This is a genomic window from Streptomyces sp. 3214.6 (assembly GCF_900129855.1).
In the GTDB taxonomy this organism is placed as follows: Bacteria; Actinomycetota; Actinomycetes; order Streptomycetales; family Streptomycetaceae; genus Streptomyces; species Streptomyces soliscabiei.
The window spans coordinates 791,197-815,408 of the sequence record NZ_LT670819.1; the positions used below are offsets into that span (position 1 = coordinate 791,197).

The following is a 24,212-nucleotide window of genomic DNA, read 5'->3' on the forward strand; positions in this document are numbered from 1 at the left end:
CCGGCCTCACACGGGCCGCTCCCGCCCCTCCCAGTACGGCTCCCGCAGCCGCCGCTTGTACAGCTTGCCGTTGGGATCGCGGGGCATCTCGGCGATGAAGTCGACGGACTTGGGGCGCTTGTAGCCGGCGAGGCGGTCGGCACAGTGGTCGAGGAGCAGGGTGGCGAGGTCGGGGCCGGGCTCGTGCCCGGGGGCCGGTTCGACGACCGCCTTGACCTCCTCACCCCAGTCGTCGTGCGGGATGCCGAACGCGGCCGCGTCGGCGACGGCGGGGTGAGCGAGCAGCGCGGACTCGATCTCGGCAGGGTAGATGTTGACGCCGCCCGAGATGATCAGGTCGATCTTGCGGTCCCGGAGGAACAGGTAGCCGTCCTCGTCGAGGACGCCGAGGTCGCCGACGGTGAAGAAGTCGCCGATGCGGTTCTTGCGCGTCTTGTCCTCGTCCTTGTGGTAGGCGAAGCCGCCGGTCGTCATCTTCATGTACACGGTGCCTAGTTCACCGGGCGGCAGGCGGTTGCCGTCGTCGTCGAAGATCGCCAACTCGCTGATGGGCCAGGGCTTTCCGACCGTGCCGGGCTTCTTCAGCCAGTCCTCGGCCGTCGCGAAGGCGCCGCCGCCCTCGCTGGCCGCGTAGTACTCCTCCACACATGTGCCCCACCAGTCGATCATCGCCCGCTTCACATGGTCCGGGCAGGGCGCGGCGCCGTGGATCGCGTGCCGCATGGACGAGACGTCGTAGCGCGCGCGTACGTCCTGCGGGAGGGCCAGCAGGCGGTGGAACTGGGTCGGGACCATATGGGTGTGGGTGCAGCGCCGGGTGTCGATGAGGCGGAGCATCTCCTCGGGCGTCCACTTGTCCATCAGGACCAGCGGATGGCCGATGTGCAGGGACGCGCCCGCGAACTGGAGCACCGCCGTGTGGTAAAGCGGCGAGCAGACGAGATGGACGTTGTCGTCGAACGGCCGGACGCCGAAGATGCCGAGAAAGCCTCCGAGGTACGCCTCCTCGGGCAGCTTGCCGGGCAGCGGGCGCCGGATGCCGCGTGGGCGGCCCGTCGTGCCCGAGGTGTAGTTCATGACCCAGCCGAGGGTGCGGCCCGCGGGCGCCGACTCCGGTTGCCCGTCGAGGAGTTCGGCGTACGGCCGGAAGCCCTCGACCTTTCCTACGGCGTACCGGTGTGTGGCGGGCAGGCCGGCCTCTTCGGCGGCCCGGGACGACTGGTCCCCGTAGCGCTCGTGTGCGAGTAGCACCTTGGCACCGGAGTCGGAGACGATCCAGGCGATCTCGGGGCCGACGAGGTGGTGGTTGACGGGGACGAGGTAGAAGCCGGCCTGGGTGGCGGCGAGGTAGGCGGTGAAGAACTCGGCCGAGTTGGGCAGGACGACGGCGAAGGCGTCGCCGCGCTCCATCCCCGCGGCGCGCAGGCCGTGCACGAGCCTGTTGGCGGCGGAGTGCAGGCGCCCGGCGGTCCACTCCTGGCCGTCGGGCGCGATCAGGACGGTGCGGCGCGGGTCGGCGGTGGCCTGGGCCCAGAAGCCCGCGGGGGGTGTGCCGGTCACTGGCCGCTCCTTCCGGCGATGCGGTTGACGTGGTCCACGGCCTGCTCGAAGCCGCGGGTGAGGTCGTCGAAGACGGCCTGGACGCTGCGGACATCGTTCATCCGGCCGACGATCTGGCCGACGGGCGTGCCGAGCAGCGCGTCGACCTCGTACTTCTGGATGCGGGAGACCGCTTCGGCGACGAGGAGGCCCTGGAGGGGCATGGGCAGGGTGCCGGGTCCGTGCGGGTCGTCCCAGGCGTCGGTCCATTCGGTACGCAGTTGGCGTGCGGGTTTGCCGGTGAGGGCACGGGAGCGGACCGTGTCGCCGGAGCCGGCCGCGAGGAGCTTGCGGGTGAGGGCGGGCGAGTGCAGGTCGGCCTCGGCGGTCGTCAGCCACAGCGAACCGAGCCACACGCCCTGGGCGCCAAGGGCGAGGGCGGCGGCGATCTGCCGTCCGCTGCCGATGCCGCCGGCGGCGAGGACGGGCAGCGGGGCGACCGCGTCGACGGCCTCCGGGGTGAGCACCATCGAGGCGATCTCACCGGTGTGCCCGCCGGCCTCGTACCCCTGCGCCACGACGATGTCGATGCCCGCCGCCTTGTGCTTGAGCGCGTGCCGGGCGCTCCCGGCGAGCGCGGCGACGAGGACGCCCTGCTCGTGGGCGCGGGCGACGACGTCGGGGGGCGGGGAGCCGAGGGCGTTGGCCAGCAGCCGGATCGGGTAGTCGAAGGCGACGTCGAGCTGGCTGCGGGCGACCTGCTCCATCCATCCGGTGATCCGCCACCCGGACGCCTCGCCCTCGGCCAGCTCGGGCACCCCGTACTTGGCGAGGGTGTCCCGCACGAACTGGCGGTGACTGTCGGGGATCATCGCTTCGACATCGGCCTCGGTGACGCCTTCGACCTTCTTCGCGGGCATGACGACGTCGAGGCCGTACGGCCTGCCGTCGACGTGCGCCTCGATCCAGTCGAGGTCGCGTTTGAGGTCGTCGGGGGCGGTGTAGCGGACCGCGCCGAGCACGCCGAAGCCGCCCGCGCGGCTGATGGCCGCGGCGACGGCGGGGAACGGCGTGAAGCCGAAGACGGCGTGCTCGACTCCCAGTTGCTTGCTCAGCTCCGTCTGCATGGGCGCAGGATGCCGCAGTCCTCCGGACGACGGAAGGGTTTTTCTGATACACCGTCAGATTCTTGTGTCCGGGTGTCTGCCATGGCCGGTGTCTTCCACGGCCGCTGGGGCGCGGCTACCGAGGTCGCTGGATCTGTCCTAGTCCGCCGGGGCCTCCAGGACGGCCATCGCCGCGTTGTGGCCCGGCACCCCGCTCACCCCTCCCCCGCGCACCGCACCGGCCCCGCACAGCAGGATGTTCGCGTGCCGGGTCTCCACGCCCCAGCGGCCGGTGCCCTCCTGGGCGTACGGCCAGGCGAGGTCGCGGTGGAAGATGTTGCCGCCGGGCAGTCCGAGGTCGCGCTCCAGGTCCAGCGGGGTCCGCGCCTCGATGCAGGGGCGGCCGTCGGCGTCGGTGGCGAGACAGTCGGCGAGGGGTTCGGCGAGGTGGGCGTCGAGCTGGGCGAGGGTGGCCTTGAGGAGTTCCTCGCGGACGGCGTCGTTGTCGCGTTCGAAGAGCCGGGCGGGTGTGTGCAGGCCGAAGAGGGTCAGCGTCTGGTACCCCTGCTCCACGAGGTCCGGTCCGAGGATGCTCGGGTCGGTCAGTGAGTGGCAGTAGATCTCGGAGGGCGGGGCGGCGGGCAGTTCGCCGGCCGCGGCCTGGGCGTGGGCGGTGGCGAGCTGCTCGTATCCCTCGGCGATGTGGAAGGTGCCGGCGAACGCCTCACGCGGGTCGACGGCGCTGTCGCGCAGCCTGGGCAGCCGCTTGAGCAGCATGTTCACCTTGAGCTGGGCGCCCTCGGCGGGGGCGGGCGGCTCGTCTGCGGTGAGGGCCGCGAGCGCTTGCGGGGAGGCGTTGACCAGGACGTGTCGGGCGGCGGCGACGCCCTCGCCGTCGGCCGTGCGGTAGGTGACCTCCGCCGTACGACCGTCCGTGGCGATGCGGACGGCCTCGTGGCCGGTGGCGAGGACGGCGCCCTCGTCCCGGGCGGCGTCGGCGAGGGCGTCGGTCAGGGCGCCCATGCCGCCGACGGGGACGTCCCAGGCGCCCGTGCCGCCGCCGATCACGTGGTAGAGGAAGCAGCGGTTCTGCTTGAGCGAGGGGTCGTGGGCGTCGGCGAAGGTGCCGATGAGGGCGTCGGTGAGGACGACGCCCCGGACCAGGTCGTCCGCGAAGCGCTCCTCGACGGCGACGCCGAGGGGCTCCTCGAAGAGGATCCGCCAGGCCTCCTCGTCGTCGACGCGCCGGCGCAGTTCGTCCCGGGTGGGCAGCGGTTCGGTGAGCGTGGGGAACACCCCCCGGGCGACGCGCCCGGTCATGCCGTAGAAACGCTCCCAGGCCGCGTACTCGCGTTCGCCGCCCGTCAGCCGCGCGAAGGCCTCGCGGGTGCGTTCCTCTCCGCCGCCCACGAGCAGTCCGGTCGGCCGCCCGCCGCGCTCGACGGGGGTGTACGAGGAGATCGTGCGGCTCTGGACGCCAAAGCGCAGCCCCAGGTCCCGCACGATCTTCTGCGGAAGCAGGCTGACCAGGTACGAGTAGCGCGACAGGCGGGCGTCGACGCCGGTGAACGGGCGGGTGGAGACGGCGGCGCCCCCGGTGTGGTCCAGCCGTTCCAGGACCAGCACGGAACGGCCCGCCCGGGCCAGGTAGGCGGCGGCGACCAGGCCGTTGTGGCCGCCTCCGACGATGACGGCGTCGTACGCGCGGTGTCCCTCGTGTGCAGGCATGGTTCTTCGTAACACGAGCCGATCAAGGTCGGCCAGAGCTGGTCGGGCGGAGAGCTGGTCGGGCGGAGCCGGTCGGGCGGAGCCGGTCAGGGTCGACGGAGGCGGACCGCGAGGAAGGTCGGCGTCCGGTGGGTCTTGTCGTACCTGCGGGAGTGGACCGCCCGGCCCTCCTCCGTGGCCCGCGGCTCCACCAGCTCCCCCAGCACGTACCCGGCGCCGAGCAGTTCCCCGAGGAACGTCTCCAGGGTCATCCGCCGGTAGCTGAGGGCGTGCCCGGTGCCGAAGGGCAGGGTGACGCGGTCCTCGGTGAAGTAGGAGCCTCCGAAGTCAGGAAGGGCGAGCGGCTCCTCCAGGTCGTGCCGGTGCAGGGGCGCCCGGTCGCCGTCGCCGAGCCGTTCCCGCGCCGCGCGCAGCAGGCTCTCGCTGCCCTCCACGCCGACGACCGTGGACGCGCCCCGCTCCAGCAGCTCGGCGGCGTAGTGACCCGCCCCGCAGCCGAGGTCCAGCACCCGCAGCCCGCCGACGCACCGGCGAGCCGCAGCATGGCCGGACGGTCGGTGTAGCTGTTGTAGACGTTCTTCGCGACCTGGGCGGCGAACTCCTCGCCCATGGCTCCGTGGTACGCGGTCTCGGCTCCCATACGATCATGATGACCTCACATACGGTGAGCCGCGAGAAACGGCTGTGCACGGAGCTGGGCCGGGGCCGGGCCGGGGCCGGGATTCGAGCCAGGCGGAGCTACGCGCCGCCGGCTGCCCGGTGCCGGCGCAGGACCGCGACTCTTCGATAGAGCTCGACCGCCTCCTGTCCGCGGCCGAGCTGTTCCAGGCAGTGGGCCTCGTCGCTGCGGGCGGCGAGGGTGTCGGGATGGTCGGGGCCGAGGACGCGCTCGCGGGCCGCGGCCACCCGCCGGTATTCCGCCAGGGCGTCGGCCCAGCGGCCCAGCCAGCCGAGGCCGACGGCGACCTCGCGGCGGCTGACCAGGGTGTCGGGATGGTCGGCGCCCAGGACGCGCTCGCGGCTCGCGGACACGTCCCGGGACTCGGCGAGGGCCTCCTCCCAGCGGCCCAGGCGGCCGAGGTTGACGCCGAGACCGTGGCGGGCCCGCAGGGTCTCGGGGTGCGCGGGGCCGTGCACGCGGGTGCGGTCGTCGACGAGGTCGCGGTAGAGCTGGAGGGCCTCCGCGCTGCGGCCGAGTCGGCCCAGGCTGATGCCGGTCTCGTAGCGGGCGGCGAGGGTGTCGGGGTGGTCGGGGCCGAGCGCCTGCGCGCGGGCCGCGGCGACCTCGCGGTAGGTCTGCAGTGCTTCCGGCCAGCGGCCCAACTGACCCAGCGCGTAGGCCACTTCGTAGCGGGTGACGAGGGTGTCGGGGTGGTCGGGGCCCAGGACGCGGGCGCGGACGGCGGCCACCTCGCCCGCCATCCGGTACGACTCCTCCAGGCGGCCGAGCCTGCTGAGGTTAAAGGCGAGGTTGTGGCGGCAGCGCAGGGTGTCGGGATGGTCGGCGCCCGCCGTGCGCACCCGGGCGGCCAGGACGGACGTGTACACCTGGTGGGCGTCGAAGTGACGGCCCAACTGGCCGAGCACGAAGGCCATTTCCTGGCGGGTGGCGAGCGTGTCGGCGTGGTCGGCGCCCAGCACCCGGATGCGGGCGGCGGCCACGTGCTGGTACTCGCGCAGTGCGTCGTCGGCGCGGCCGGTGCGGCTGAGGGTGAAGGCGACCTCGTAGCGGCTGGCGAGGGTCTCGGGGTGATCCGGGCCGAGGAGGTGCGCGCGTTCGGCGGCGACGGCGCGGTGTGCCTCCCCCGCTTCGGCCCAGCGGCCGAGGCGGCCCAGGCTGAGGCCGGCGTTGTGCCGGCCGGCGAGCGCGGTGAGCGCCTGCGGGGACGGGGTGTCCGGCGCGGGCGGAGCGGGGACCGCGCCGAGGACCGGGCGCGGGATCCACTCGCCGGTCAGGGCCGCCCCGGCGTCCGGGGGTGTGACCCGCAGTCCGGCGCCGGTGGCCTTGTGGCCGGTGGTCATGCCCTGGGTCCAGGACGGCAGCCGGGGCTCGCGGCTCGGCGGCTCGGGCGGCCGCAGGTCGGGCTGCGGGGTGACCAGGGTCGGCACATACGCCGGTGTGGTGCGGGCCGCGGCGATGCGCCGGACGATGTCGTGGGCGTCCCGGGGGCGATGTTCGGGCCGCTTCGCCAGCAGGTCGAGGATGATCCGGTCGAGGTGGTCGGGCAGCTCGGGGCGGTGCTCGCGCGGCGGCCGGGGCGGGGTGTCCCGGTGACCGACGAGGATCGCCCAGGGGTCGTCCAGGTCGAAGGGCGGGGCTCCGGTGGCGATCTCGTACAGCACACAGCCCAGCGAGTACAGGTCGCTGCGCTGGTCTACCTCCTCGCCGCCGATCTGCTCCGGCGACATGTAGTGCGGTGTGCCCATGGCGATGCCGGTGCCGGTGAGGCGGGAGGTGAAGCCGATGTCGTGGCCGAGGCGGGCGATGCCGAAGTCGCAGATCTTCACGGTGCCGTCGGTGAGCCGCACGATGTTCGCCGGCTTCAGGTCGCGGTGCACGATGCCCTGGCGGTGCGTGTAGGCGAGGGCGGCGGCGACCTGGTCGGCGATCTCCACGACGTCGGGGACGGGCAGCGGCCGGCGCTCGTTGTCGTCCAGCAGCCGGCACAGGTCGCTGCCGTCCAGGAGCTCCATGACGAGGAAGAGGACGCCGTCGCAGTCGCCGAAGTCGTGGACGACCGTCACCCCGCGGTGCTGGAGCCCGGCGGCGACGCGGCCCTCGCGCCTGAACCGCTCGCGCAGGACGCGCCCGAAGGCCGGGTCGTGGTGCGGGCCGATCGGTTTGAGGCACTTCACGGCCACGTGCCGGCCGAGGGACTCGTCGCGGGCCCGCCACACCTCGCCCATGCCTCCGCGCCCGATCAGTTCGAGCAGCCGGTACCGGCCCTGGATCAGCCTGCTCTCCGCCATAGTGCGCCGCCGCCCCCGTTACGTTCCGGCCCTCCCCTGGCTCGTCCAGTATGGCGGCCTATGGCTGGACTTTGAACGGTGCCGGGCGGGCCTGTGGGCCGAGCCTGGCCATGGCCCGCAGGATGTGCTTGGGCGGGAGTTGCCACCGCAGACGTGCGGGGACGCAGCGCAGCAGGGTGCCCGTGGCGCGCAACTCCCGGGTGACGGTGGCTGGTTGCGGGGCCGGCCTGCCGTACAGCTCGTGGGCGTACGGTGGCAGCGAGGCGTACGCCAGGTGCGCCACGCGCCGCCACAACAGGGCGCGCGCCGGGACGAGCAGGGGGTGCGTCGGCGGTCGCAGCAGGAAGTCGTCCACCTCGCGTGCCTCCGGTCCGGCGGCGAGTTCGGGGCGCATCTTCTCGAAGTAGGCGTCCATCTCGGCCCGGTCGGCGGGTACGGCGTCGGGGTCAAGCCCCACCAGGCGGGCGCTGACGCGGTGTTCGGCGAGGTAGCGGTCGGCGGCGGCGGCGGTGAGGGGGTAGCCGGAGCGGCGCAGGACGTGCAGGTAGGAGTCGATCTCGGCGCAGTGCACCCACAGCAGAAGTCCGGGTTCGTCGACGGCGTAGCGTTCGCCGGTCTCCGGGTCGGTCGCGGACAGCATGCGGTGGATCCTGCGGACGCGGGCGCCTGCCTGCTCGGCGGCCTCGGTGGTGCCGTAGGTCGTGGTGCCGACGAAGCCGGCGGTGCGCATCAGCCGACCCCAGGCGTCGCGCCGGAAGTCGGAGTTCTGCATGACTCCGCGCACGACACGCGGGTGCAGGGCCTGGAGGTAGAACGCGCGGATCCCGGCGACCCACATCATGGGGTCGCCGTGCAGCTGCCAGGTCACCGAGCGGGGGCCGAACAGCCCCGGGTCACCTCTCTGGACGCCCGTCATACCCCCAGTGTGACCGGTCCTGCCCGCCCGGGGGCACCCCCGAGCCGGGAGACAAACCGTTTCCCGGCCCACGGGGAGGGCCGGGGCCGGGCGGGACGTCCTTGTTCCGTAAGGGGTCGGGGCGTTCCGCGCGCGGCCTTCCGCAGGTGGGATGGAGCCATGAAACAGCGCTTCCTCCCGCCGGTGTTCCGGGGCAGACTGCATGACGCCCGCACGGCGACCTCCCTCGGGCGCTGGCTGGGTCTCGCGTTCGTGGCGTGCTTCGTCACCGGCCTGGTCAGTCACGTCATGCAGCATCCGCCGGGCTGGCTGGCCGACGACCTGCCGAGCCGCCCCTCGTGGGGTTACCGGTTCACGCAGGGCCTTCATGTCGCGTCGGGCATCGCCGCCGTTCCGCTGCTGGCGGCGAAGCTGTGGGCGGTGTACCCCCTCCTGTTCGAGTGGCCGGTGCTGCGCTCGGTGCGGCACGCGCTGGAGCGTCTGTCGGTCGCGGTGCTGGTGGCCGGCGCCGTCTTCGAACTGTTCACCGGGCTGCTGAACACCGCGCAGTGGTATCCCTGGCCGTTCTCGTTCGTACCGGTGCACTACGCGGTCGGCTGGCTGGTCGTCGGCGCGCTGCTGCTGCACGTCGCGGTCAAGGCTCCTGAGATCCGCGCGCACTGGACCCGGCGGTCGCCGGGGACGCTGACGCTGCCCGCCGAGGAGGCCACCGACCGCCGGTCGCTGCTGGCCGCGGTGGGCGCGGCGGTCGGAGCGGTCACCCTGACCACGGTGGGCCAGTCCTTCACCCCGCTGAAGGGCCTCGATCTGCTCGCGCCCCGCCATCCCGACCACGGCCCGCAGGCGCTCCCGGTCAACCGCACCGCCACGGCGGCCGGGGTCACCCATCTCACCGCCGAGAACTACCGCCTGGTGGTGTCCGGGCCCCGGCCGTACACGCTCACCCTGGACGAACTGCGCGCCCTGCCCCAGCGGGAGGTCGAGCTGCCCATCGCCTGTGTGGAGGGCTGGAGCAGGTCGGCGCGCTGGACCGGTGTGCGCGTGGCGGATCTGCTGGAACGGGCCGGCGCCCCGCGGGACGCACGGGTGCGGGTGGTGTCCCTGCAACTGCGGGGCGGTTACCGGGTCTCGGAAATGGGTCACGAGCACGCCCGTGACCCGCTCACCCTGCTCGCCCTGCGCCTCAACGGCGAGGAGCTGACACCCGACCACGGCTACCCGGCACGCCTGATCGCCCCGAACCGGCCCGGCGTACTGCAGACCAAGTGGGTCGGCCGACTGGAGGTGCCGGCATGAGGGTGAAGGCGCTGCGGGCGCTGATCGGCGCGGGCGGTCTCGTACTCATGGGGGTGGGCGTGTCGCTGCTGCTGGACGTGCGGAACCTGACGGATGTGCTGATCTGGCTGGGCGGGGCCGTGGTCCTGCACGACGCGTTGATCGCCCCGCTGGTCCTGCTCGTCGGGCTGGTCGTGGTCCGCGGTGGCGTGCGGGGTCCGGTCCGTGCAGGGCTGCTGGTCGCGGGCGCTCTGACGGCGGTGGCCCTGCCGGTGCTGCTGCGGCCGGGGCCCCGGGCCAACTCCTCGGTGCTGCCGCTGGACTACCCGCGCAACTGGCTGCTGCTGCTCGCGGCCGTGGCGACGGTGACGGCGCTGGTCATCGCCGTACGGGCACTCGGCCGCGGCCGGCGCAGGCCGCCCTCCTGACCTACGGCGCCGGCCCGCTGCCCGGGGCCGCTTACGGATGTCTTACGCCCCCGCGGCGGGGGCCCGTGGGCGCCGGGGGCCTTCGTAGGGTCGCCGGATGCGAACCCTTCGTACGACGGCTCTGGTGACCGCGCCTCCGATGCTGCTCGCGGTGGCCGGTCTCGTCCACCCGATCCGGCTGACGGCCATGACGGCCGGTCACTGGGCCGGCCTGCACATCGCCCTGCTGCCGGTCTTCCCTCTCCTCGTCCTCGGTCTGCTGGTGCCGCTGTGGGGCAGACCGCGTCGCGACGCCGAAGGCGCGCTGACCGTGCTCGCCTGGGCCGGGTGCCTCTGCTACGCCGCCTACTACCTGGGACTCGACGCCGTGGCCGGGATATCCGCCGGCACGGTGGCGGCCCACGGCAGCACGCACGGAGTGGTCGGACGGCTCTTCGCGGCCGGCGACGAACTGGGCCGCGTCGGGGTGTACGGGCTCGCCGTGGCCTCGCTCGCGACGTGCGCGGTGCTCGGGCGGCGGCACGGCGTGCGGGTGCTGCCGGGGGCCGTGGTCCTCCTGGGCGCGTGTTGGTCGTTCCTGGACAGCCACATCTTCTGGCCCCGGGGGGTGTTCACCATGCTCGGCTTCGCCGTGGCCTTCGCTCTGCTCACCGTGGCCACGTCACGGCCCGGGACGGAAAGGCTTACGAACCCCTGACGTCCCGCCGTGGCGCGGCCCAGGGGCGCGTGTGCGGCCGTACGGTCGGGGCATGTTGATCCTGGTCACCGGAGGTGCGGGCTTCATCGGCTCGCACGTCGTCACCGCCCTCACCGCCGCCGGGCACGCCGTCCGCGTCCTCGACGCCCTGCTGCCCGCCGCGCACCATACGGCCCCTTCGATCCCCGAAGCCGTCGACTGGCGTCATGCGGACGTCCGCGACGGGGCGGCGGTGGCCGACGCTCTCCACGGCGTCGACGCGGTCTGCCACCAGGCCGCGATGGTCGGCCTCGGCAAGGACTTCGCCGACGCCCCCGACTACGTCGGCTGCAACGACCTCGGCACCGCCGTGCTGCTGGCCGGCATGGCGCAGGCCGGGGTGCGCCGACTCGTGCTGGCGAGTTCGATGGTCGTCTACGGCGAGGGCCGCTACGAGTGCTCGCGGCACGCGGTGGTACGACCGGGCCCGCGCGAAGTGGCCGATCTGGAGGCGGGGCGCTTCGAGCCCCCGTGCCCGACGTGCGGGGAGCCGCTCGCCGCCGGCCTGGTGGCCGAGGACGCGCCCGCCGATCCGCGCAATGTGTACGCGGCCACCAAGATCGCCCAGGAACACCTCGCCGCCGCATGGGCTCGGGCGACGGGCGGCCGGGTGGCGGCGCTGCGCTACCACAACGTGTACGGGCCCGGCATGCCGCGCGACACCCCGTACGCGGGTGTCGCCTCGCTGTTCCGCTCCGCGCTCGCCCGCGGCGAGGCGCCGCGCGTCTTCGAAGACGGCGGCCAGCAGCGGGACTTCGTCCATGTACGGGACGTCGCCATGGCCAACCGCGCCGCACTGGGCGGGGTGGACGACCTGCCGGAGGGCACCGCACGCGCGTACAACGTCGGCAGCGGCGAGCCCCACACCGTGGGCGAGATGGCCGCCGCGCTGGCCGCGGAGCACGGCGGTCCGCCGCCCGTCGTCACGGGCGAGTACCGGCTCGGCGACGTCCGGCACATCACCGCCTCCTCGCGTCGGCTGCGCGAGGAACTGGGCTGGAAGCCCGAGGTGTCTTTCGCGCAGGGAATGGCGGAGTTCGCGACCGCGGCGCTGCGCACCGTGTGACGTCCGGCAGGCCCTACGGCCTGTCCGGCGGATCATGCCGCAGACGCGGGGAATGGCACGCCCTCCTGCGACTTGACCCGCCGGACAGGCCCTAGGCGACCAGAGGCAGACGGACCTCGAAGCGGCAGCCGCCGGGCACGTTGCGTACGGCAGCGTGCCCGCGGTGGGCCTCGACGATGCCGCGCACGATGGCCAGGCCCAGACCGGCCCCGGCCGGCGGGGTACGGGCGTCGGAGCCGCGCCAGCCGGTCTCGAAGACGCGTGGCAGGTCCTCCGGGGCGATGCCGCCGCAGCCGTCGGTCACGGCCAGCACGACGCTGTCGGCCTCCCGGCGGGCGGAGACCGCGACGGTGCCGTCGGCCGGTGTCCGGCGAATGGCGTTGACGAGCAGGTTGGCCAGGACGCGGGACATCTCCCGGCCGTCGACCTCGACCGGCACGGGCTCCACACCGTGCCCGACCAGCTGTACCCCGTACTCCCTGGCCAGTGCGTCGACGCCCGCGATGGCGTCGCCGACGAGGTCGTAGACCGACATCCGGGTCGGCGTCAGCGCGAGGACACCGGCCTGGATGCGGGAGAGTTCGAACAGGTCGCCGACCATTTCGCTGAGCCGTCCCACCTCGGACCGGATGCGGGCGTGGTAGACGCCGGGGTCGTGGACCATGCCGTCCTCCAGCGCCTCGGCCATCGCCTGCAGTCCGGCCAGCGGGGTGCGCAGATCGTGGGAGATCCAGGCGACCAGTTCACGGCGGGACTCCTCAAGGGCCCTTTCCCGTTCCCGGGAGGCGGCCAACTTGGCGCTGGTGGCCGCGAGTTCACGGCTGAGCTGGGCGAGTTCGGCGGTGGGCGCGAGGACCGGCGGAGTGAAACTGCCGTCGTCCCCGAGGGCGCGGGTGGCCTCGGCGAGGGCCCGGCTGCCCCTGACGACGCCCCGCCCCAGGACGAGTGCCACCACCAGCGAGACCGCCGCCGCCATGGCGCACACCATGGTCACGACCCACAGGTCGTGATCGGAGAGGAACATCGCCCGGGCCACCAGCATGGTTCCGGCGAGCATCGCCGCGACCGTGACGGCGGCGACCACGGCCAGCGACAGCGCGACCGACCGGTTGCGCAGCAGCCGCAGGACGGCCATGCCGGCCAGTCCGGCGGCGACCGCGCCGACGGCCGCGTACAGCGCGATGAGCAGCAGGTCACCGGTCATGGCTCGGCCCTTCCGCGGCGGCGGTGTCCGGACGCAGCGGGTCGAAGCGGTAGCCGACCCCCCACACCGTGCTGATCAGGCGGGGGCGGGCCGGATCGTCCTCGACCTTCTCGCGCAGCCGCCGCACATGGACGGTCACGGTCGACAGATCGCCGAACTCCCATCCCCACACACGCCGCATCAGATCCTCCCGGCTCACCGCCCGCCCGGGGTTGCGCAGAAAGAACTCCAGGAGGTCGAACTCGCGTAGCGTCAGGGCGAGTTCGCGATCATCGCGGGTGGCGCGCCGGGCGGCGGGATCCATCGCGAGCGGTCCGGCCCGCAGCCAGGGCTCCGCGGACGAGGTCCGGGCCGCGGTCGCCGCGCCGGCGCGGCGCAGCACCGACTCGACCCGCAGCACGAGTTCGCGGGGGCTGAAGGGCTTGGTGACGTAGTCGTCCGCGCCGACCTCCAGGCCGAGGACGCGGTCCTCCTCGTCACCCCGGGCGGTGAGCATGATCACCGGCAGTGGGCCGTCCCTTCGGATGCGTCGGCAGACCTCCAGGCCGTCCATGCCGGGCAGCATCAGGTCCAGTACGACCAGGTCGGGCGGTTGGGTGCCGGCCAGCCGGACGGCGCTGGGGCCGTCGGCGGCCACGTCGACCGCGAAGCCGGCCCGGTCCAGATAGCCGGCGACGACCTCGGAGACGGTGGGGTCGTCGTCCACGACGAGTACGCGTTTCACACGACCGAGTCTCGCACCGGCTGTCAGTCGCTGACCTGCGACGCCGACCGACGTCAGCGATCCGTAAGGTCTGGAATTCCGTTATGTCCGTTTCAAGTTCGTAGGGTGAGCGGCGTGATCGAGACTTCCCCCTCCCCTCTTGTGGACGTCGTGCTGCCTTGTCTCGACGAGGCCGACGCCCTGCCCTGGGTACTGGACCGCATCCCTGCGGGCTGGCGTGCGATCGTCGTCGACAACGGCTCCACCGACGGCTCCCCGGACATCGCCCGCGCACTCGGCGCGAAAGTCGTCCACGAGCCCCGGCGCGGGTTCGGCGCCGCCTGTCACGCCGGTCTGTCCGCCGCCACCGCCGACGTCGTCTGCTTCTGCGACTGCGACGCCTCCCTCGACCCCGGGTTGCTGCCCGGGCTGGCCGGCCCCGTCCTCGACGGCGCCGCCGACCTGGTCCTGGGCCGCCGACGCGCCACGGCCTTCCGGGCCTGGCCCCCGCACGCCCGGCTCGCCAACCTGGAACTGGCCCGGCTGGTCCGCCGCCGCACCGGCCTGCGCCTGCACGACCTCGGCCCGATGCGGGCCGCCCGCCGCGAGGCCCTGCTCGCCCTCGGCCTGACCGATCGGCGCTCCGGCTATCCGCTGCAGATGGTGGTCCGCGCCGCCGACGCCGGCTGGCGCGTGACGGAGACCGACGTCCCCTACCAGCCGCGCACCGGCCGCTCGAAGGTCACCGGCACCTGGCGCGGCACCTGGCACGCCGTCCGCGACATGCGCGCCGTCCTCGCCGAACAGCCCGCCGCCCGTCCGGCCGCGGCCACGGCGGTCGAGGGGGTCGCGCGATGACGGCGACCACGGGGCCGGCCACGCTGCTGGTCATCGCCAAGGAGCCGGTGCCCGGGCGGGTCAAGACGCGGCTCACCCCGCCGTACACCCCCCACGAGGCGGCGGCGCTGGCCGAGGCGGCTCTCACCGACACCCTCCTGACCGTGTTGCGGGCTCCCGCCCGGCGCCGCGTCCTGGTCCTGGACGGATCCCCCGGCCCCTGGCTGCCGCCCGGCTTCGACATCGTCCCCCAGGCGCCGGGCGGCCTGGCGGAGCGGATCGCGGCCGCCTTCGAGGGTTGCGACGACGCTCCGGCCTTCCTGGTGGGCATGGACACTCCGCAGCTGACCGTGGACCTCCTCGCCGAGGCCGGACGCGACGGCTGCGACGCCTGGTTCGGGCCGGCCGCCGACGGCGGATTCTGGGGTCTCGGGTTCGCCGATCCGGGACGGGCGGGGACTCTGGTGCGAGGCGTGCCGATGTCCACGGACCGCACGGGCGCCGTCCAGCGCGGCCGGCTCGCCGAGGCGCGGCTCGTCATCCGTGATCTTCCGATGCTGCGGGACGTGGACACCGCCGCGGACGCCGCGGAGGTCGCCGCGTGCTGCCCGCCCGGCTCCGGTTTCCGTGCCGTCCTGAACTCGCTCGCGGAGACCGCCCGATGAGCCGCGCCGCGAGCGGTGGGCAGCCCGCCCTCGCCGAGCGGGCGGAGACGACCGCGCCCCCGCGGTCGCCGCACCCGGCGCTTCCGTCGGCCTGGCCACCGGCCGCGACGCGCCCCGCCGACGACCTGGTCGCCGTGGAGCCCGGGACACCGTGGGCGGACGACCCCTACGCCCGCGCGCTGCGCGTCGGCCACGGCCCGCTGTTCCTGCGCCGCCTGTCGGATCCTGATCGTCCCGGGCAGGGGGAGCTCCTGCCGCTGGACGTGGAGCGCTGGTGTGCCGCCGCCGATGCCGTCGACCTGGCCGTACTGCGCCGCTGCACCGGCCCGGTCATGGACGTCGGCTGCGGCCCCGGACGGCTCGTGGCCGAGCTGGCCGCCCGGGGCATGCCGGCGCTGGGCGTGGACCTCAGCCCGGCCGCCGTGTCCCGTACCCGGCGCCGAGGCGGCTCCGCTGTGCGGCGGTCCGTCTTCGCCCGCCTGCCCAGGGAGGGGCGGTGGACCACGCTGCTCCTCATGGACGGCAACATCGGCATCGGCGGTGATCCCGTCGCCCTGCTCACCCGGCTGCACCGGCTCGCCGCGCCCGGCGGACGCCTGCTCGCCGAGGCCGCCCCCGACGACGTCGACGAACGCCTCACCGTCCGCGTGGAGGACGGCCACGGCCGCCACGGCCGCCCCTTTCCCTGGGCCCGCGTCGGCGTCACCGCGCTGCTGCGCGCCTCGGACGCGGCCGGCTGGATCCTCACCGGGCGGTGGACGGCCGACAGCCGCCCCTTCGTCGAACTGCACCGCCCGAAGCCGCCGTACGACGCCCCGGATCCCACTGCACCCGGAGGGCCCGCCCCCGCATGAGCGACACCACTCTCCCCCGCGGCCGGGGCCAGGAGAAACCCCGAGCCTCCTCCGTCCCGGATCCCGGCGATCCCCTCGCGTCGAAGAGCCGGCGCGCGCCCCTCGCCGTCGCCGTCACCACCGTCCTGCTCGCCGCGCTCACCGCCGCCGTGGTCGACACCCTTCGCACCGGCGACAACGAGACCGACCCCGGCCGGGTGCTGGCCGGTTACGCCGTCGCCTGGACGCTGTTCGCCGCCGCGGCGTGGACCGTGCGCAGAGTGCCGGCACGCGCCGCGGTCGTGCTGGTGCTGGCGGGCTCGGCCGCCGTCGCCGTGGCCGCACTGGCCACCCCGCCCCGCACCAGCAACGACATGTTCCGCTACGCCTGGGACGGACGTGTGCAGGCCGCGGGCATCTCCCCGTACGCCCACCCACCGGCCGCGCCCGAGCTGAAGCATCTGCGCGACCCCTGGCTGTTCCCCACCGAACGGCCCTGCGAGGGCTGGGGCCTGACCCACACCAAGGACGACCTGTGCGTCCGTATCAACCGGCCGGGCGTTCCCACCATCTACCCGCCCGTCGCCGAGGGCTGGTACCTCGCCGTCCACGTCCTCTCCCCGGCGGACAGCCGCCACAAGCCGCTCCAGATCGGGGGCGCGGTGCTGGCGTTCGGCACCACGCTCGCCCTGCTCGCCGTACTGCGCCGGCGCGGCGACCCGCAACGGGCCCCCGCGCGGGCAGCCCTGTGGGCGTGGTGCCCCGCCGTCCCCTTCGAAGCGGTCAACGACGCGCATATCGACACCCTCGGCGTTCTGCTCACCGTCCTCGCGCTCGGCACGGCCACCGCCGGCGCCCGCCGGGGCGCGCTCCTCGGCGCCGCCGTCGCCGTGAAACTGCTGCCCGTCCTGGCGCTGCCCGGCGCCCTGGCCGGGCAGCGCGGCCCGAAGCGGATCGCGGGCGTGGTCACGGCCGTGCTCGGCGCGGTCGCGCTCGCCTACCTGCCGTATGTCGCCGCGTCAGGCGTCGGCGTACTCGGCTACCTGCCCGGCTACCTCCAGGAGGAAGGCTACGAATCCGGACACGTACGCCGCTTCGCCCTGCTGCGCCTGCTGCTGCCGGACACCGCCGCGGGCGTGGCCGTGATGATCCTGCTCGCGCTGACCGCCCTGTACGTGTGGTGGCGCGGTGATCCCGCCCGGCCCTGGTCCGGCGCCCTGCTGCTCACCGGCACGGCACTGCTCCTCGTCTCGCCCAGCTACCCCTGGTACTCCCTGCTCCTGGTCGCGCTGGTCGCCCTCGACGGCCGCTGGGAGTGGCTGACCGTCACCATGGCCGGCACCGTTCTCTACCTCGCCGCCCGCATACTGCCCGGCTTCCCTCTCCAGGCCTGGGCCTACGGCGCCGCGGCCGTGGCGGTCGCGCTCGGCGCCTGTCTGCGGAGCGCCCGGGGTGACCGGCACGAGGTCCTGAGCTGAGGCCGGTGCCCGCCTCGGCAAGCCGGCGGGTGGGTGGGCACCGCGGTCAAGCCCCGACAGGCTTCGCCGGCGCTCCGTGGGGCAGCCCCTCAAGCGCTCGAGCGGATGACCAGGCGTGTGGGCAGGATCAGCGGAGTGGGGTCCTGTCCGTCGATGAGCGACACGAGCATGCGCGCCATCTCCCGCCCGAGGGCCGCTATGGGCTGATGAACGGTGGTCAGCGGCGGATCCGCGACCTGGGCGACGGTCAGGTCGTCAAAGCCGATCACGGCGACGTCGTCGGGAACCGTCCGGCCGGCCGCACGCAGCGTGCGCAGCGCCCCCGCCCCCATGTTGTCGTTGGCGGCGAACACTCCGTCCAGGTTCGGGTGGTCGGCCAGCAGCGCGGCCATGGCGGCGGCTCCGCTGGGCTCGGTGAAGTCCCCCTCCTGCGGCGGGACCGGTTCAAGGCCGGCTGCCAACATGGCGTCCCGATAGCCGCGGTACCGGGCGCGCCCGGCCTCGGTGTCCAGGCGCCCGCAGATCGCGGCCGTGCGAGTCCTGCCGCGTGAGATCAGGTACTCGGTCGCCTCCCGCGCGCCGCCGACGTTGTCGACGTCCACGTACCACCGGGGAGCCGGGCCGACGGGGCGCCCTCCGAACACGACCGGCAACTGCGTCTCCTCGGCCATGCCGGCCAGCGGATCGTCCTCGCGCAGCGCCATCAGCATGACGCCGTCTGCGCCCCTGGACCGAAAGAGCTCCTGCACCCGCTTGCGACCCCGGTCGGAAGCGGCCAGGCACAGCATCAGATGCAGGTCGGCCTCCTCCAGGGCGGCCGACGCCCCCACGATCACCTGGGCGAAGAACGGATCCGCGAAGATCGAGGGATCCTCTCCCGAAATGACCAGGGCGGCCGCTCCCGTCTGGCGGGTGGCCAGAGCGCGGGCGGTCGGGTTGGGCACATAGCCGAGTTGTCGCACGGCCCGTTCGACCGCCTCTCGCTTGGCACGGCTGACGTGCGGGGCGTTGTTGAGGGCGCGGGAGGCCACGGAGCGGGAGACGCCGGCGAGTTCGGCCACCTCGTCCAGTGTCGAGTGCCTACGCGGCGCATCTTCTGCCATGAGCCATGGACCCTTCCGTGTCAGGCCGGACGCGAAGCGTCCCATCCCGGCCGCTGCGGACTGGAAGCGCTTCCAGATCCAGCCCGACTTTAGAACATGTGGAGTCGTTTCCCGCCGCGCGCGGCGCGATTGACGCGATCTCACGTCAACTCTTGACACCTCTCTCAGCCCGCCACACGATACCGACCACACCCCAAAGGCCTTCGGTGCCCTTGGGAGCGCTTCCAGTGGGAGCGCTCCCAAGCTTCGCTGGCCGCGCTTCCTCAGCGCGTCGCATGCTCGGGACGAGGGCATGCGACGCATCCCTGCCAGGAAAACGAGGTACCTCATGCGCCGCAGACTCCGCGCCCTCGCGACAGCGCTCTTGGCCCTGCCGCTGGCGCTCGCCGCCGCACCTTCCGCCCACGCGGCCGACCCCACCACCATGACCACCGGGTTCTATGTGGACCCCGACTCCAGCGCGAACCGGTGGGTCGCCGCCAACCCCGGCGACGGCCGGGCACCGGCGATCAACGCATCCATCGCCAAGACCCCGACGGCCCGCTGGTTCGGCTCGTGGAGCGGCACCATCGGCACCGCCACCGGCGCGTACGCGGGGGCGGCGGACCGCTCGGACAAACTGCCTCTCCTGGTCGCCTACAACATCTACAACCGCGACTACTGCGGCGGCCACTCCGCCGGCGGGGCCGCTTCGCCGTCCGCCTACGCCAACTGGATCGCACAGTTCGCCGGCGGCATCGCCAACCGCCCGGCCGTCGTGCTCCTCGAACCGGACTCCCTCGGGGATTACGGCTGCATGACGCAGGCCCAGATAACCGAACGGCAGGGCATGCTCAGCGGGGCCCTCACCCAGTTCAACCGCCAGTCCCCCAACACCTGGGTCTACCTCGACGCCGGCAACCCCGGCTGGGCCGGCGCCGCGACCATGGCCCAGCGCCTCCACAACGCCGGCCTCCGACAGGCCCACGGTTTCTCGCTCAACATCTCCAACTACTTCACCACGGCCGAGAACACCGCCTACGGCAACGCCGTCAACAGCGAACTCAGCGCCCGCTACGGCTACACCAAGCCGTTCGTCGTGGACACCAGCCGCAACGGCAACGGTTCAAACGGCCAGTGGTGCAACCCCTCCGGCCGCCGCATCGGCACCCCCAGCCGGCTGGGCGGTGGCGCCGAGATGCTCTTGTGGATCAAGGTGCCAGGTGAGTCCGACGGCAACTGCGGCGTCGGAAACGGCTCCTCGGCCGGGCAGTTCCTCCCCGAGGCCGCCTACAAGATGATCTACGGCTACTGATTCGCGACAAGGTCGCCGACGGCAACCAGTCCCTGCTGCCGCGCAGCGGGGTTCTCCAGAGTTCGATGACAAGGAGCGGCGGCGGCCAGCCGTCGCTCCTTGTCATCGAGTCCCACCCCCTGGCACCGCAGGACGCGGTTTCGACGAGCGCCACGACTTTCACCCGTTTAGGGTAAATATGACCCATATTCACCCGAATCGGAGGGTTAGTTGTGGCCACGAACAACAATCACAGCCATGTGGCAGTGGCCGACAGCCGTCGAGCCGAAGCGCTCGCCGCCACGACATCGCCGTTCAAGATCGTGGTCCGCTTCCTCGGCGGGCTGAGCAGCAGCCAGGAGAAGGCATTCACCGCAGCCGCCGACCGCTGGGTGCGCGTCATCGTGGGCGACCTGCCTTCTGTGGTGATCGACGGCGAGGTCATCGACGATCTCCTGATCCTTGCTCAGGGGCGCTCGATCGACGGCCCGGGCGGCATCCTGGGACAGGCGGGCCCCACCCACGTCCGACCTCCGTCGGCCGGCAGCGCAGCCTTTCTCCCCGCCAAGGGCATCATGTCCTTCGACACGGCCGACCTGGAGCAGATGGAGCAGGACGGCACGCTGAACGACGTCATCACCCACGAGATGGGCCATACGCTGGGCCTCGGCAGCGAATGGAACGACAAAGGCCTGCTTGCGGACGCCGGCACCTCGAATCCGACGTTCCTCGGGCGCGCCGCCATGGACGAGTACCGTGCGCTGCGCGGCGAGGGCACCCTGCAACCGGTACCGGTCCAGAACCTCGGCGGTCCCGGAACAGCGGATTCGCACTGGCGGGAGACCGTCTTCGGCAACGAGTTGATGTCCCCGTTCATTGCGGGCCCGGGCAACCCCATGAGTCGTATGACGGTGGCGAGCCTCGGCGACCTGGGCTACGAGGTGGACCTTGAGGCTGCTGAGCCGTACCAGTTGCCGGACCTGCACGCACTGGCCGCAGAGGGTGTGCTCGTGGCTCACACCGCACCGATCGACGTCGGCATGATGCTGCCGGTCATTCCGGTCGCTCTGCCGCCCGAGAGTCTGCAGGTCTCGGGCACCGAGACGTCGGTGCCATGACGGACAGGGACCATCGTCCCGGAGCCGAGCGGAACACACGGCCGGAGCCGGGAGTGGTCCTTCGTCCGGAGGTGTTCGTCCTCGGTGACGAGGCGTTGGTCCCCGAAAGCAACATGGTCCGGCCCGCCCCCACCCGCTTCACCCACGAGTTGGTGGTCGATGAGCCCTTCCACTTCGACGGTCCCGAACGTGGTCGTGTCCCCGACGGTCAACTCCCGGCGGGGACACGGGTGGTGGTGCTTGCTGCCGGTGACGACCACTGCCGTGTCGCCGACGCCGAGGGCCTGTGCGTCGACGTGCGGCGGACGAGTCTGCGCAAGCTGACCGACGCCTGACGTGGTCCCGCCGCGATGACTTGTCCGCGGGCGTGCCGGACGGGCTCCGGGGCCGGGCGGGTCGGGAACCGGTCCGGCCGCGGAGTCTCGTGCCGATCAGGTGAGGGCGCAGGCGGTGCCGTTGAGGGTGAACGAGGTGGGCGTGGCGGTGTCGCCGGTGTGGGCGGCCTGGAAGCCGATGTCGATGGAGGCGCCGGGGGCGATCGTGGCGTTGTGGGAGGCGTTCCTGGCCGTCACCCGGCCGGAGGCGGGCGAGTAGTCGGCGTTCCAGCCGGAGGTGACGGTCTGGCCGTCGGGCAGGGTGAAGGCCAGCGACCAGCCGTCGATCGCGGTGGCGCCGGTGTTGGTGATGGTGATGTTCGAGGTCAGGCCGGTGTTCCAGGCGCTGACGGTGGTGGTGACCCGGCAGGTCGACGTGCCCGGCGACGGGTTGGAGGTCGTGAACTGTGTGAAGAACTTCCAGACCTCTTGCGGCAGCCAGGTCCTGGAGCCGCTGTCACCGGGGGCTCCGTCCTGCGGAGCGGCGATGTGTCCTTCGTCGAACGCGGCCCAGGCGACCGGATGCCCGGCCGAGCAGCCCGAGTAGGTGGTGATTCGGTGCGTCAGGCTGCCCTGCGCCGGCTCCGGCGGGTTCTGGGGGGTGCAGCCGTTGTTCCTGACGAACCTGTCCCGCATCGCCCGTCCGCCGGAGATGGCGAGGACGCTGTCCCTGAGGCCGTGCACTCCGAGGTAGGCGATGGGCTGGGTGCCGCCGCTGCATCCGCTGAGCTGTCCGCCGCTCTGGACGGCGACCGCGCGGAAGACCGTGGCCCGGGAACAGGCGAGGGCGTACGACATGGCGGCGCCGTAGCTGAATCCCAGGGCGAAGCGCTGTGTGGTGTCGACGCACAGGTCCGCCTCGATCCGCCTGATCATGTCGTCGACGAGGGTGACGTCCTCCCCGCCGGAGTTGGCCCAGCCGTTGTTGAGGCCCTGGGGTGCGACGAAGATGGCGCTGTTGTTGGCCAGTCGCTGGAGGCCGTAGTAGGCCCAGGTGCCCGTTTCCACGGTGCGGCCCGTGGCGACGTCGGTGGAGGTGCCGCCCAGCCAGTGGAGCCCGAGGACCAGCCGGTAGGGGCGGCTCCGGTCGTAGCCGTCCGGGATCCGCAGGATGAAGCTCCGGTTCTTGCCGCTGCTCTGGATCGTGTGCGTACCGCTCGTGAGAGTGGGTGTCTTGCCGCATCCGGGGCTCGCGGCCGCTGGGCGGACGGATGCGGCTGCCGTGCGGGAGGCCGCGAGCTGGGTGTTCTCGCCCTGGTCGCGCCCCAGTGCCGTGCCGCCCATGCTCAGGACGACCAGCACCGCGACCATGGCGGGCCATAAGAGGGATCTTGTCCTTTTCATCATGCAACTCCCGTGTGTGGGCCGCGAGATGTGACTCGCCGCCGGGCTATCGCGGTGCCGTCACGGTGGTGCCGGGGGTGAACTGCCACCAGTTCATGTTGAGCAGGTAGCCGCTGCCGCCGGTGAACCGCAGATAGAGGTCCTGGGTTCCCGTGGCGCCGCTGACCGGGCAGGTCACCGTCCTCCAGGTCTGCCAGCCCCCGGTGTTCTGCACACCGCACCGGCCCACGACCGTCCCGCTCGGCGAGCCCAGGCGCAGTTCGACGGTGCCGCCGCCGCTGCCCGAGGCCACACGCGTGGTGAAGGAGGACGCGCCCGGCCCGAAGGCCACGCCCTTGACCTTGAGGTAGTCGCCGTTGTCGATCCAGCCGACGTCCATTCCGCCTTCGCCGGCCGGTTCGGTTTCGATCCCGGATCCCCAGGCGAGCGTCTCGGCCTCCTGGCGTACGTACGGGTCGAGCGTGCCGGCCTGGGGCGCGCCGCCGTTCGTCATGTTGATCACCGGGATCGTGCCGTCGGCGTTGTAGGAGAACCTCTCCACCGCGACCGAGCGGGTGTAGCCACCGCCGCCCGGGAGCGCGCCGTTGTGGTAGAAGAAGTACGAATTGCCTTTGAAGTCCACGATCCCGGGGTGGTTGGTGAAGCTGCTGCCCTGTGTGGGCATGACCGTCCCGCGGTAGGTCCAGGGCCCGGTCGGGCCGGGCGCCGTGGAGTAGGCGATGAACTCCGAGCAGCACTTGGCCGCGAACACCATGTAGTACAGCCCGTTCCGCTTGTAGACCCAGGGACCCTCCTCGTACAGGGTGGGCCGGTTGGGGTCACCGGTGCGGGTGCCGAACCCCGCGGTGGTGAGCGGGATCCTGGTGAGGCTGCCCGAGTAGGAGGTCATGTCGGCGTTCAGCCTGACGTACGTCAGATTCGGGTTGCCCCAGTACAGGTAGGCCTGGCCGTCGTCGTCGATGAAGACGGTCGGGTCGATCTCGCCGTTCTCCACCAGCGGGTGGCCGAGGGCGTCCCGGAACGGGCCGGTGGGGCTGTCCGACACGGCCACACCGATGGCCATGCGGCCGGTCGCCCGGTTCTTCACGGGCACGTACCAGTAGAACCGGCCGTTGCGCTGTACGGCCTGTCCCGCCCACGCGTCGGAGGACGCCCAACTGAAGGTGGCCAGGCCGAGCGGGGAACCGTGGTCGGTCCAGTTGACCATGTCGGCGGAGGACCACACCCTCCAGTCCTTCATGGTGAAGTAGGTGGAGCCGTCCTCGTCGTGCCCGGTGTAGAGGTAGACCCGTCCGTTGTAAACCAGCGGGGCGGGGTCAGCGGTGTAGATGTGCTGGATGATGGGGTTGTCGGCCCGGGCCGCGGTGGGGTGCACCGCGGCGGGAACGACGGCGAACGCCAGCAGGAGGCCCCCCACCCAGGCGACCGCCCGGGTGAGCCTCGTGCCGGTGGGAGGTACCGTCCTCATCATGGCCTCCGGTGAATGTCGGCTGGCGGCTGAGCTGTCGGCCGGTGC

At 72.7% G+C, this 24,212-nt stretch carries 22 protein-coding genes; 11 read left to right on the forward strand and 11 right to left on the reverse strand.

Annotated elements, in window-relative coordinates:
* Nucleotides 1–6: 6 nt before the first annotated feature.
* The 6 genes from B5557_RS03460 to B5557_RS03485 all read right to left on the reverse strand — a co-directional run bounded on the left by B5557_RS03460 (nucleotide 7) and on the right by B5557_RS03485 (nucleotide 8,259).
* On the reverse strand, nucleotides 7–1,560 hold the full coding sequence (locus tag B5557_RS03460; protein WP_079657710.1) for an acyl-CoA synthetase: 1,554 nt from the start codon (nucleotides 1,558–1,560) through the stop codon (nucleotides 7–9).
* The gene (locus B5557_RS03465; RefSeq protein WP_079657711.1) at nucleotides 1,557–2,666 is read right to left on the reverse strand and encodes an NAD(P)H-dependent flavin oxidoreductase; all 1,110 of its coding nucleotides are present in this window, start codon (nucleotides 2,664–2,666) and stop codon (nucleotides 1,557–1,559) included. The genes B5557_RS03460 and B5557_RS03465 overlap by 4 nt, the downstream gene beginning before the upstream one ends.
* Nucleotides 2,667–2,804: 138 nt before the next feature.
* Nucleotides 2,805–4,373 (reverse strand): phytoene desaturase family protein, encoded by a 1,569-nt coding sequence (locus B5557_RS03470; protein ID WP_099938103.1) that lies wholly within the window; start codon nucleotides 4,371–4,373, stop codon nucleotides 2,805–2,807.
* An 86-nt stretch (nucleotides 4,374–4,459) separates the two neighbouring features.
* The gene (locus B5557_RS03475) at nucleotides 4,460–4,882 is read right to left on the reverse strand and encodes a class I SAM-dependent methyltransferase (RefSeq protein ID WP_231976241.1); all 423 of its coding nucleotides are present in this window, start codon (nucleotides 4,880–4,882) and stop codon (nucleotides 4,460–4,462) included.
* Between the two features lie 229 nt (nucleotides 4,883–5,111).
* Nucleotides 5,112–7,343 (reverse strand): serine/threonine-protein kinase, encoded by a 2,232-nt coding sequence (locus B5557_RS03480; RefSeq protein ID WP_079657714.1) that lies wholly within the window; start codon nucleotides 7,341–7,343, stop codon nucleotides 5,112–5,114.
* A gap of 58 nt (nucleotides 7,344–7,401) precedes the next feature.
* The gene (locus B5557_RS03485) at nucleotides 7,402–8,259 is read right to left on the reverse strand and encodes an oxygenase MpaB family protein (protein WP_079657715.1); all 858 of its coding nucleotides are present in this window, start codon (nucleotides 8,257–8,259) and stop codon (nucleotides 7,402–7,404) included.
* A gap of 159 nt (nucleotides 8,260–8,418) precedes the next feature.
* Here B5557_RS03485 and B5557_RS03490 point away from each other — a divergent pair, with 159 nt between their 5' ends.
* The 4 genes from B5557_RS03490 to B5557_RS03505 all read left to right on the forward strand — a co-directional run bounded on the left by B5557_RS03490 (nucleotide 8,419) and on the right by B5557_RS03505 (nucleotide 11,764).
* Nucleotides 8,419–9,555, forward strand: a complete 1,137-nt coding sequence (locus tag B5557_RS03490; protein ID WP_079657716.1) for a molybdopterin-dependent oxidoreductase — start codon at nucleotides 8,419–8,421, stop codon at nucleotides 9,553–9,555.
* Nucleotides 9,552–9,962 (forward strand): hypothetical protein, encoded by a 411-nt coding sequence (locus B5557_RS03495; RefSeq protein ID WP_079657717.1) that lies wholly within the window; start codon nucleotides 9,552–9,554, stop codon nucleotides 9,960–9,962. Before B5557_RS03490 ends, B5557_RS03495 begins: the two co-directional genes overlap by 4 nt.
* 97 nt (nucleotides 9,963–10,059) lie before the next feature.
* A complete protein-coding gene (locus tag B5557_RS03500; RefSeq protein WP_079657718.1) occupies nucleotides 10,060–10,659 on the forward strand; it encodes a hypothetical protein in 600 nt (199 codons plus the stop codon).
* 52 nt (nucleotides 10,660–10,711) lie between these two features.
* A complete protein-coding gene (locus B5557_RS03505) occupies nucleotides 10,712–11,764 on the forward strand; it encodes an NAD-dependent epimerase/dehydratase family protein (protein ID WP_079657719.1) in 1,053 nt (350 codons plus the stop codon).
* A gap of 91 nt (nucleotides 11,765–11,855) precedes the next feature.
* On the opposite strand, the gene B5557_RS03510 is transcribed toward B5557_RS03505, so the two are convergent.
* On the reverse strand, nucleotides 11,856–12,968 hold the full coding sequence (locus B5557_RS03510; RefSeq protein ID WP_079657720.1) for a sensor histidine kinase: 1,113 nt from the start codon (nucleotides 12,966–12,968) through the stop codon (nucleotides 11,856–11,858).
* Nucleotides 12,958–13,692, reverse strand: coding sequence for a response regulator transcription factor (locus B5557_RS03515; protein WP_079657721.1), 735 nt, complete (start codon nucleotides 13,690–13,692; stop codon nucleotides 12,958–12,960). The genes B5557_RS03510 and B5557_RS03515 overlap by 11 nt, the downstream gene beginning before the upstream one ends.
* 117 nt (nucleotides 13,693–13,809) lie before the next feature.
* Here B5557_RS03515 and B5557_RS03520 point away from each other — a divergent pair, with 117 nt between their 5' ends.
* From B5557_RS03520 to B5557_RS03535, 4 genes are read left to right on the forward strand one after another with little or no spacing between them, the layout of a single operon-like run.
* Complete coding sequence (locus tag B5557_RS03520) at nucleotides 13,810–14,529, forward strand: glycosyltransferase family 2 protein (RefSeq protein ID WP_231976530.1); 720 nt, start codon at nucleotides 13,810–13,812, stop codon at nucleotides 14,527–14,529.
* On the forward strand, nucleotides 14,526–15,173 hold the full coding sequence (locus B5557_RS03525) for a TIGR04282 family arsenosugar biosynthesis glycosyltransferase (RefSeq protein WP_079657722.1): 648 nt from the start codon (nucleotides 14,526–14,528) through the stop codon (nucleotides 15,171–15,173). Before B5557_RS03520 ends, B5557_RS03525 begins: the two co-directional genes overlap by 4 nt.
* Entirely contained in the window at nucleotides 15,170–16,027 is an 858-nt protein-coding gene (locus B5557_RS03530) for a class I SAM-dependent methyltransferase (RefSeq protein WP_079657723.1), read from the forward strand. The genes B5557_RS03525 and B5557_RS03530 overlap by 4 nt, the downstream gene beginning before the upstream one ends.
* On the forward strand, nucleotides 16,024–17,484 hold the full coding sequence (locus B5557_RS03535; RefSeq protein WP_079657724.1) for a glycosyltransferase family 87 protein: 1,461 nt from the start codon (nucleotides 16,024–16,026) through the stop codon (nucleotides 17,482–17,484). The genes B5557_RS03530 and B5557_RS03535 overlap by 4 nt, the downstream gene beginning before the upstream one ends.
* 89 nt (nucleotides 17,485–17,573) lie before the next feature.
* On the opposite strand, the gene B5557_RS03540 is transcribed toward B5557_RS03535, so the two are convergent.
* A complete protein-coding gene (locus B5557_RS03540; protein WP_107472699.1) occupies nucleotides 17,574–18,587 on the reverse strand; it encodes a LacI family DNA-binding transcriptional regulator in 1,014 nt (337 codons plus the stop codon).
* Nucleotides 18,588–18,915: 328 nt separating this feature from the next.
* On the opposite strand from B5557_RS03540, the gene B5557_RS03545 reads away from it, so the two are divergent.
* From B5557_RS03545 to B5557_RS03555, 3 genes are all read left to right on the forward strand, one after another.
* Nucleotides 18,916–19,881 carry a glycoside hydrolase family 6 protein gene (locus B5557_RS03545; RefSeq protein WP_079657726.1) on the forward strand — a complete coding sequence of 322 codons (966 nt, stop codon included), beginning with the start codon at nucleotides 18,916–18,918 and terminating at the stop codon, nucleotides 19,879–19,881.
* A 212-nt stretch (nucleotides 19,882–20,093) separates the two neighbouring features.
* Nucleotides 20,094–20,978, forward strand: a complete 885-nt coding sequence (locus tag B5557_RS03550) for a leishmanolysin-related zinc metalloendopeptidase (RefSeq protein ID WP_079657727.1) — start codon at nucleotides 20,094–20,096, stop codon at nucleotides 20,976–20,978.
* Between the two features lie 53 nt (nucleotides 20,979–21,031).
* Nucleotides 21,032–21,313: a hypothetical protein gene (locus tag B5557_RS03555; protein ID WP_079657728.1), complete on the forward strand. Its 282-nt coding sequence runs from the start codon at nucleotides 21,032–21,034 to the stop codon at nucleotides 21,311–21,313.
* A gap of 96 nt (nucleotides 21,314–21,409) precedes the next feature.
* Here B5557_RS03555 and B5557_RS03560 read toward each other — a convergent pair whose 3' ends face one another.
* Both B5557_RS03560 and B5557_RS03565 read right to left on the reverse strand, forming a co-directional pair.
* The gene (locus tag B5557_RS03560) at nucleotides 21,410–22,663 is read right to left on the reverse strand and encodes a cellulose binding domain-containing protein (protein ID WP_107472551.1); all 1,254 of its coding nucleotides are present in this window, start codon (nucleotides 22,661–22,663) and stop codon (nucleotides 21,410–21,412) included.
* A gap of 79 nt (nucleotides 22,664–22,742) precedes the next feature.
* Entirely contained in the window at nucleotides 22,743–24,167 is a 1,425-nt protein-coding gene (locus B5557_RS03565) for a glycoside hydrolase family 43 protein (RefSeq protein WP_079657729.1), read from the reverse strand.
* Between the last annotated feature and the right edge of the window lie 45 nt (nucleotides 24,168–24,212).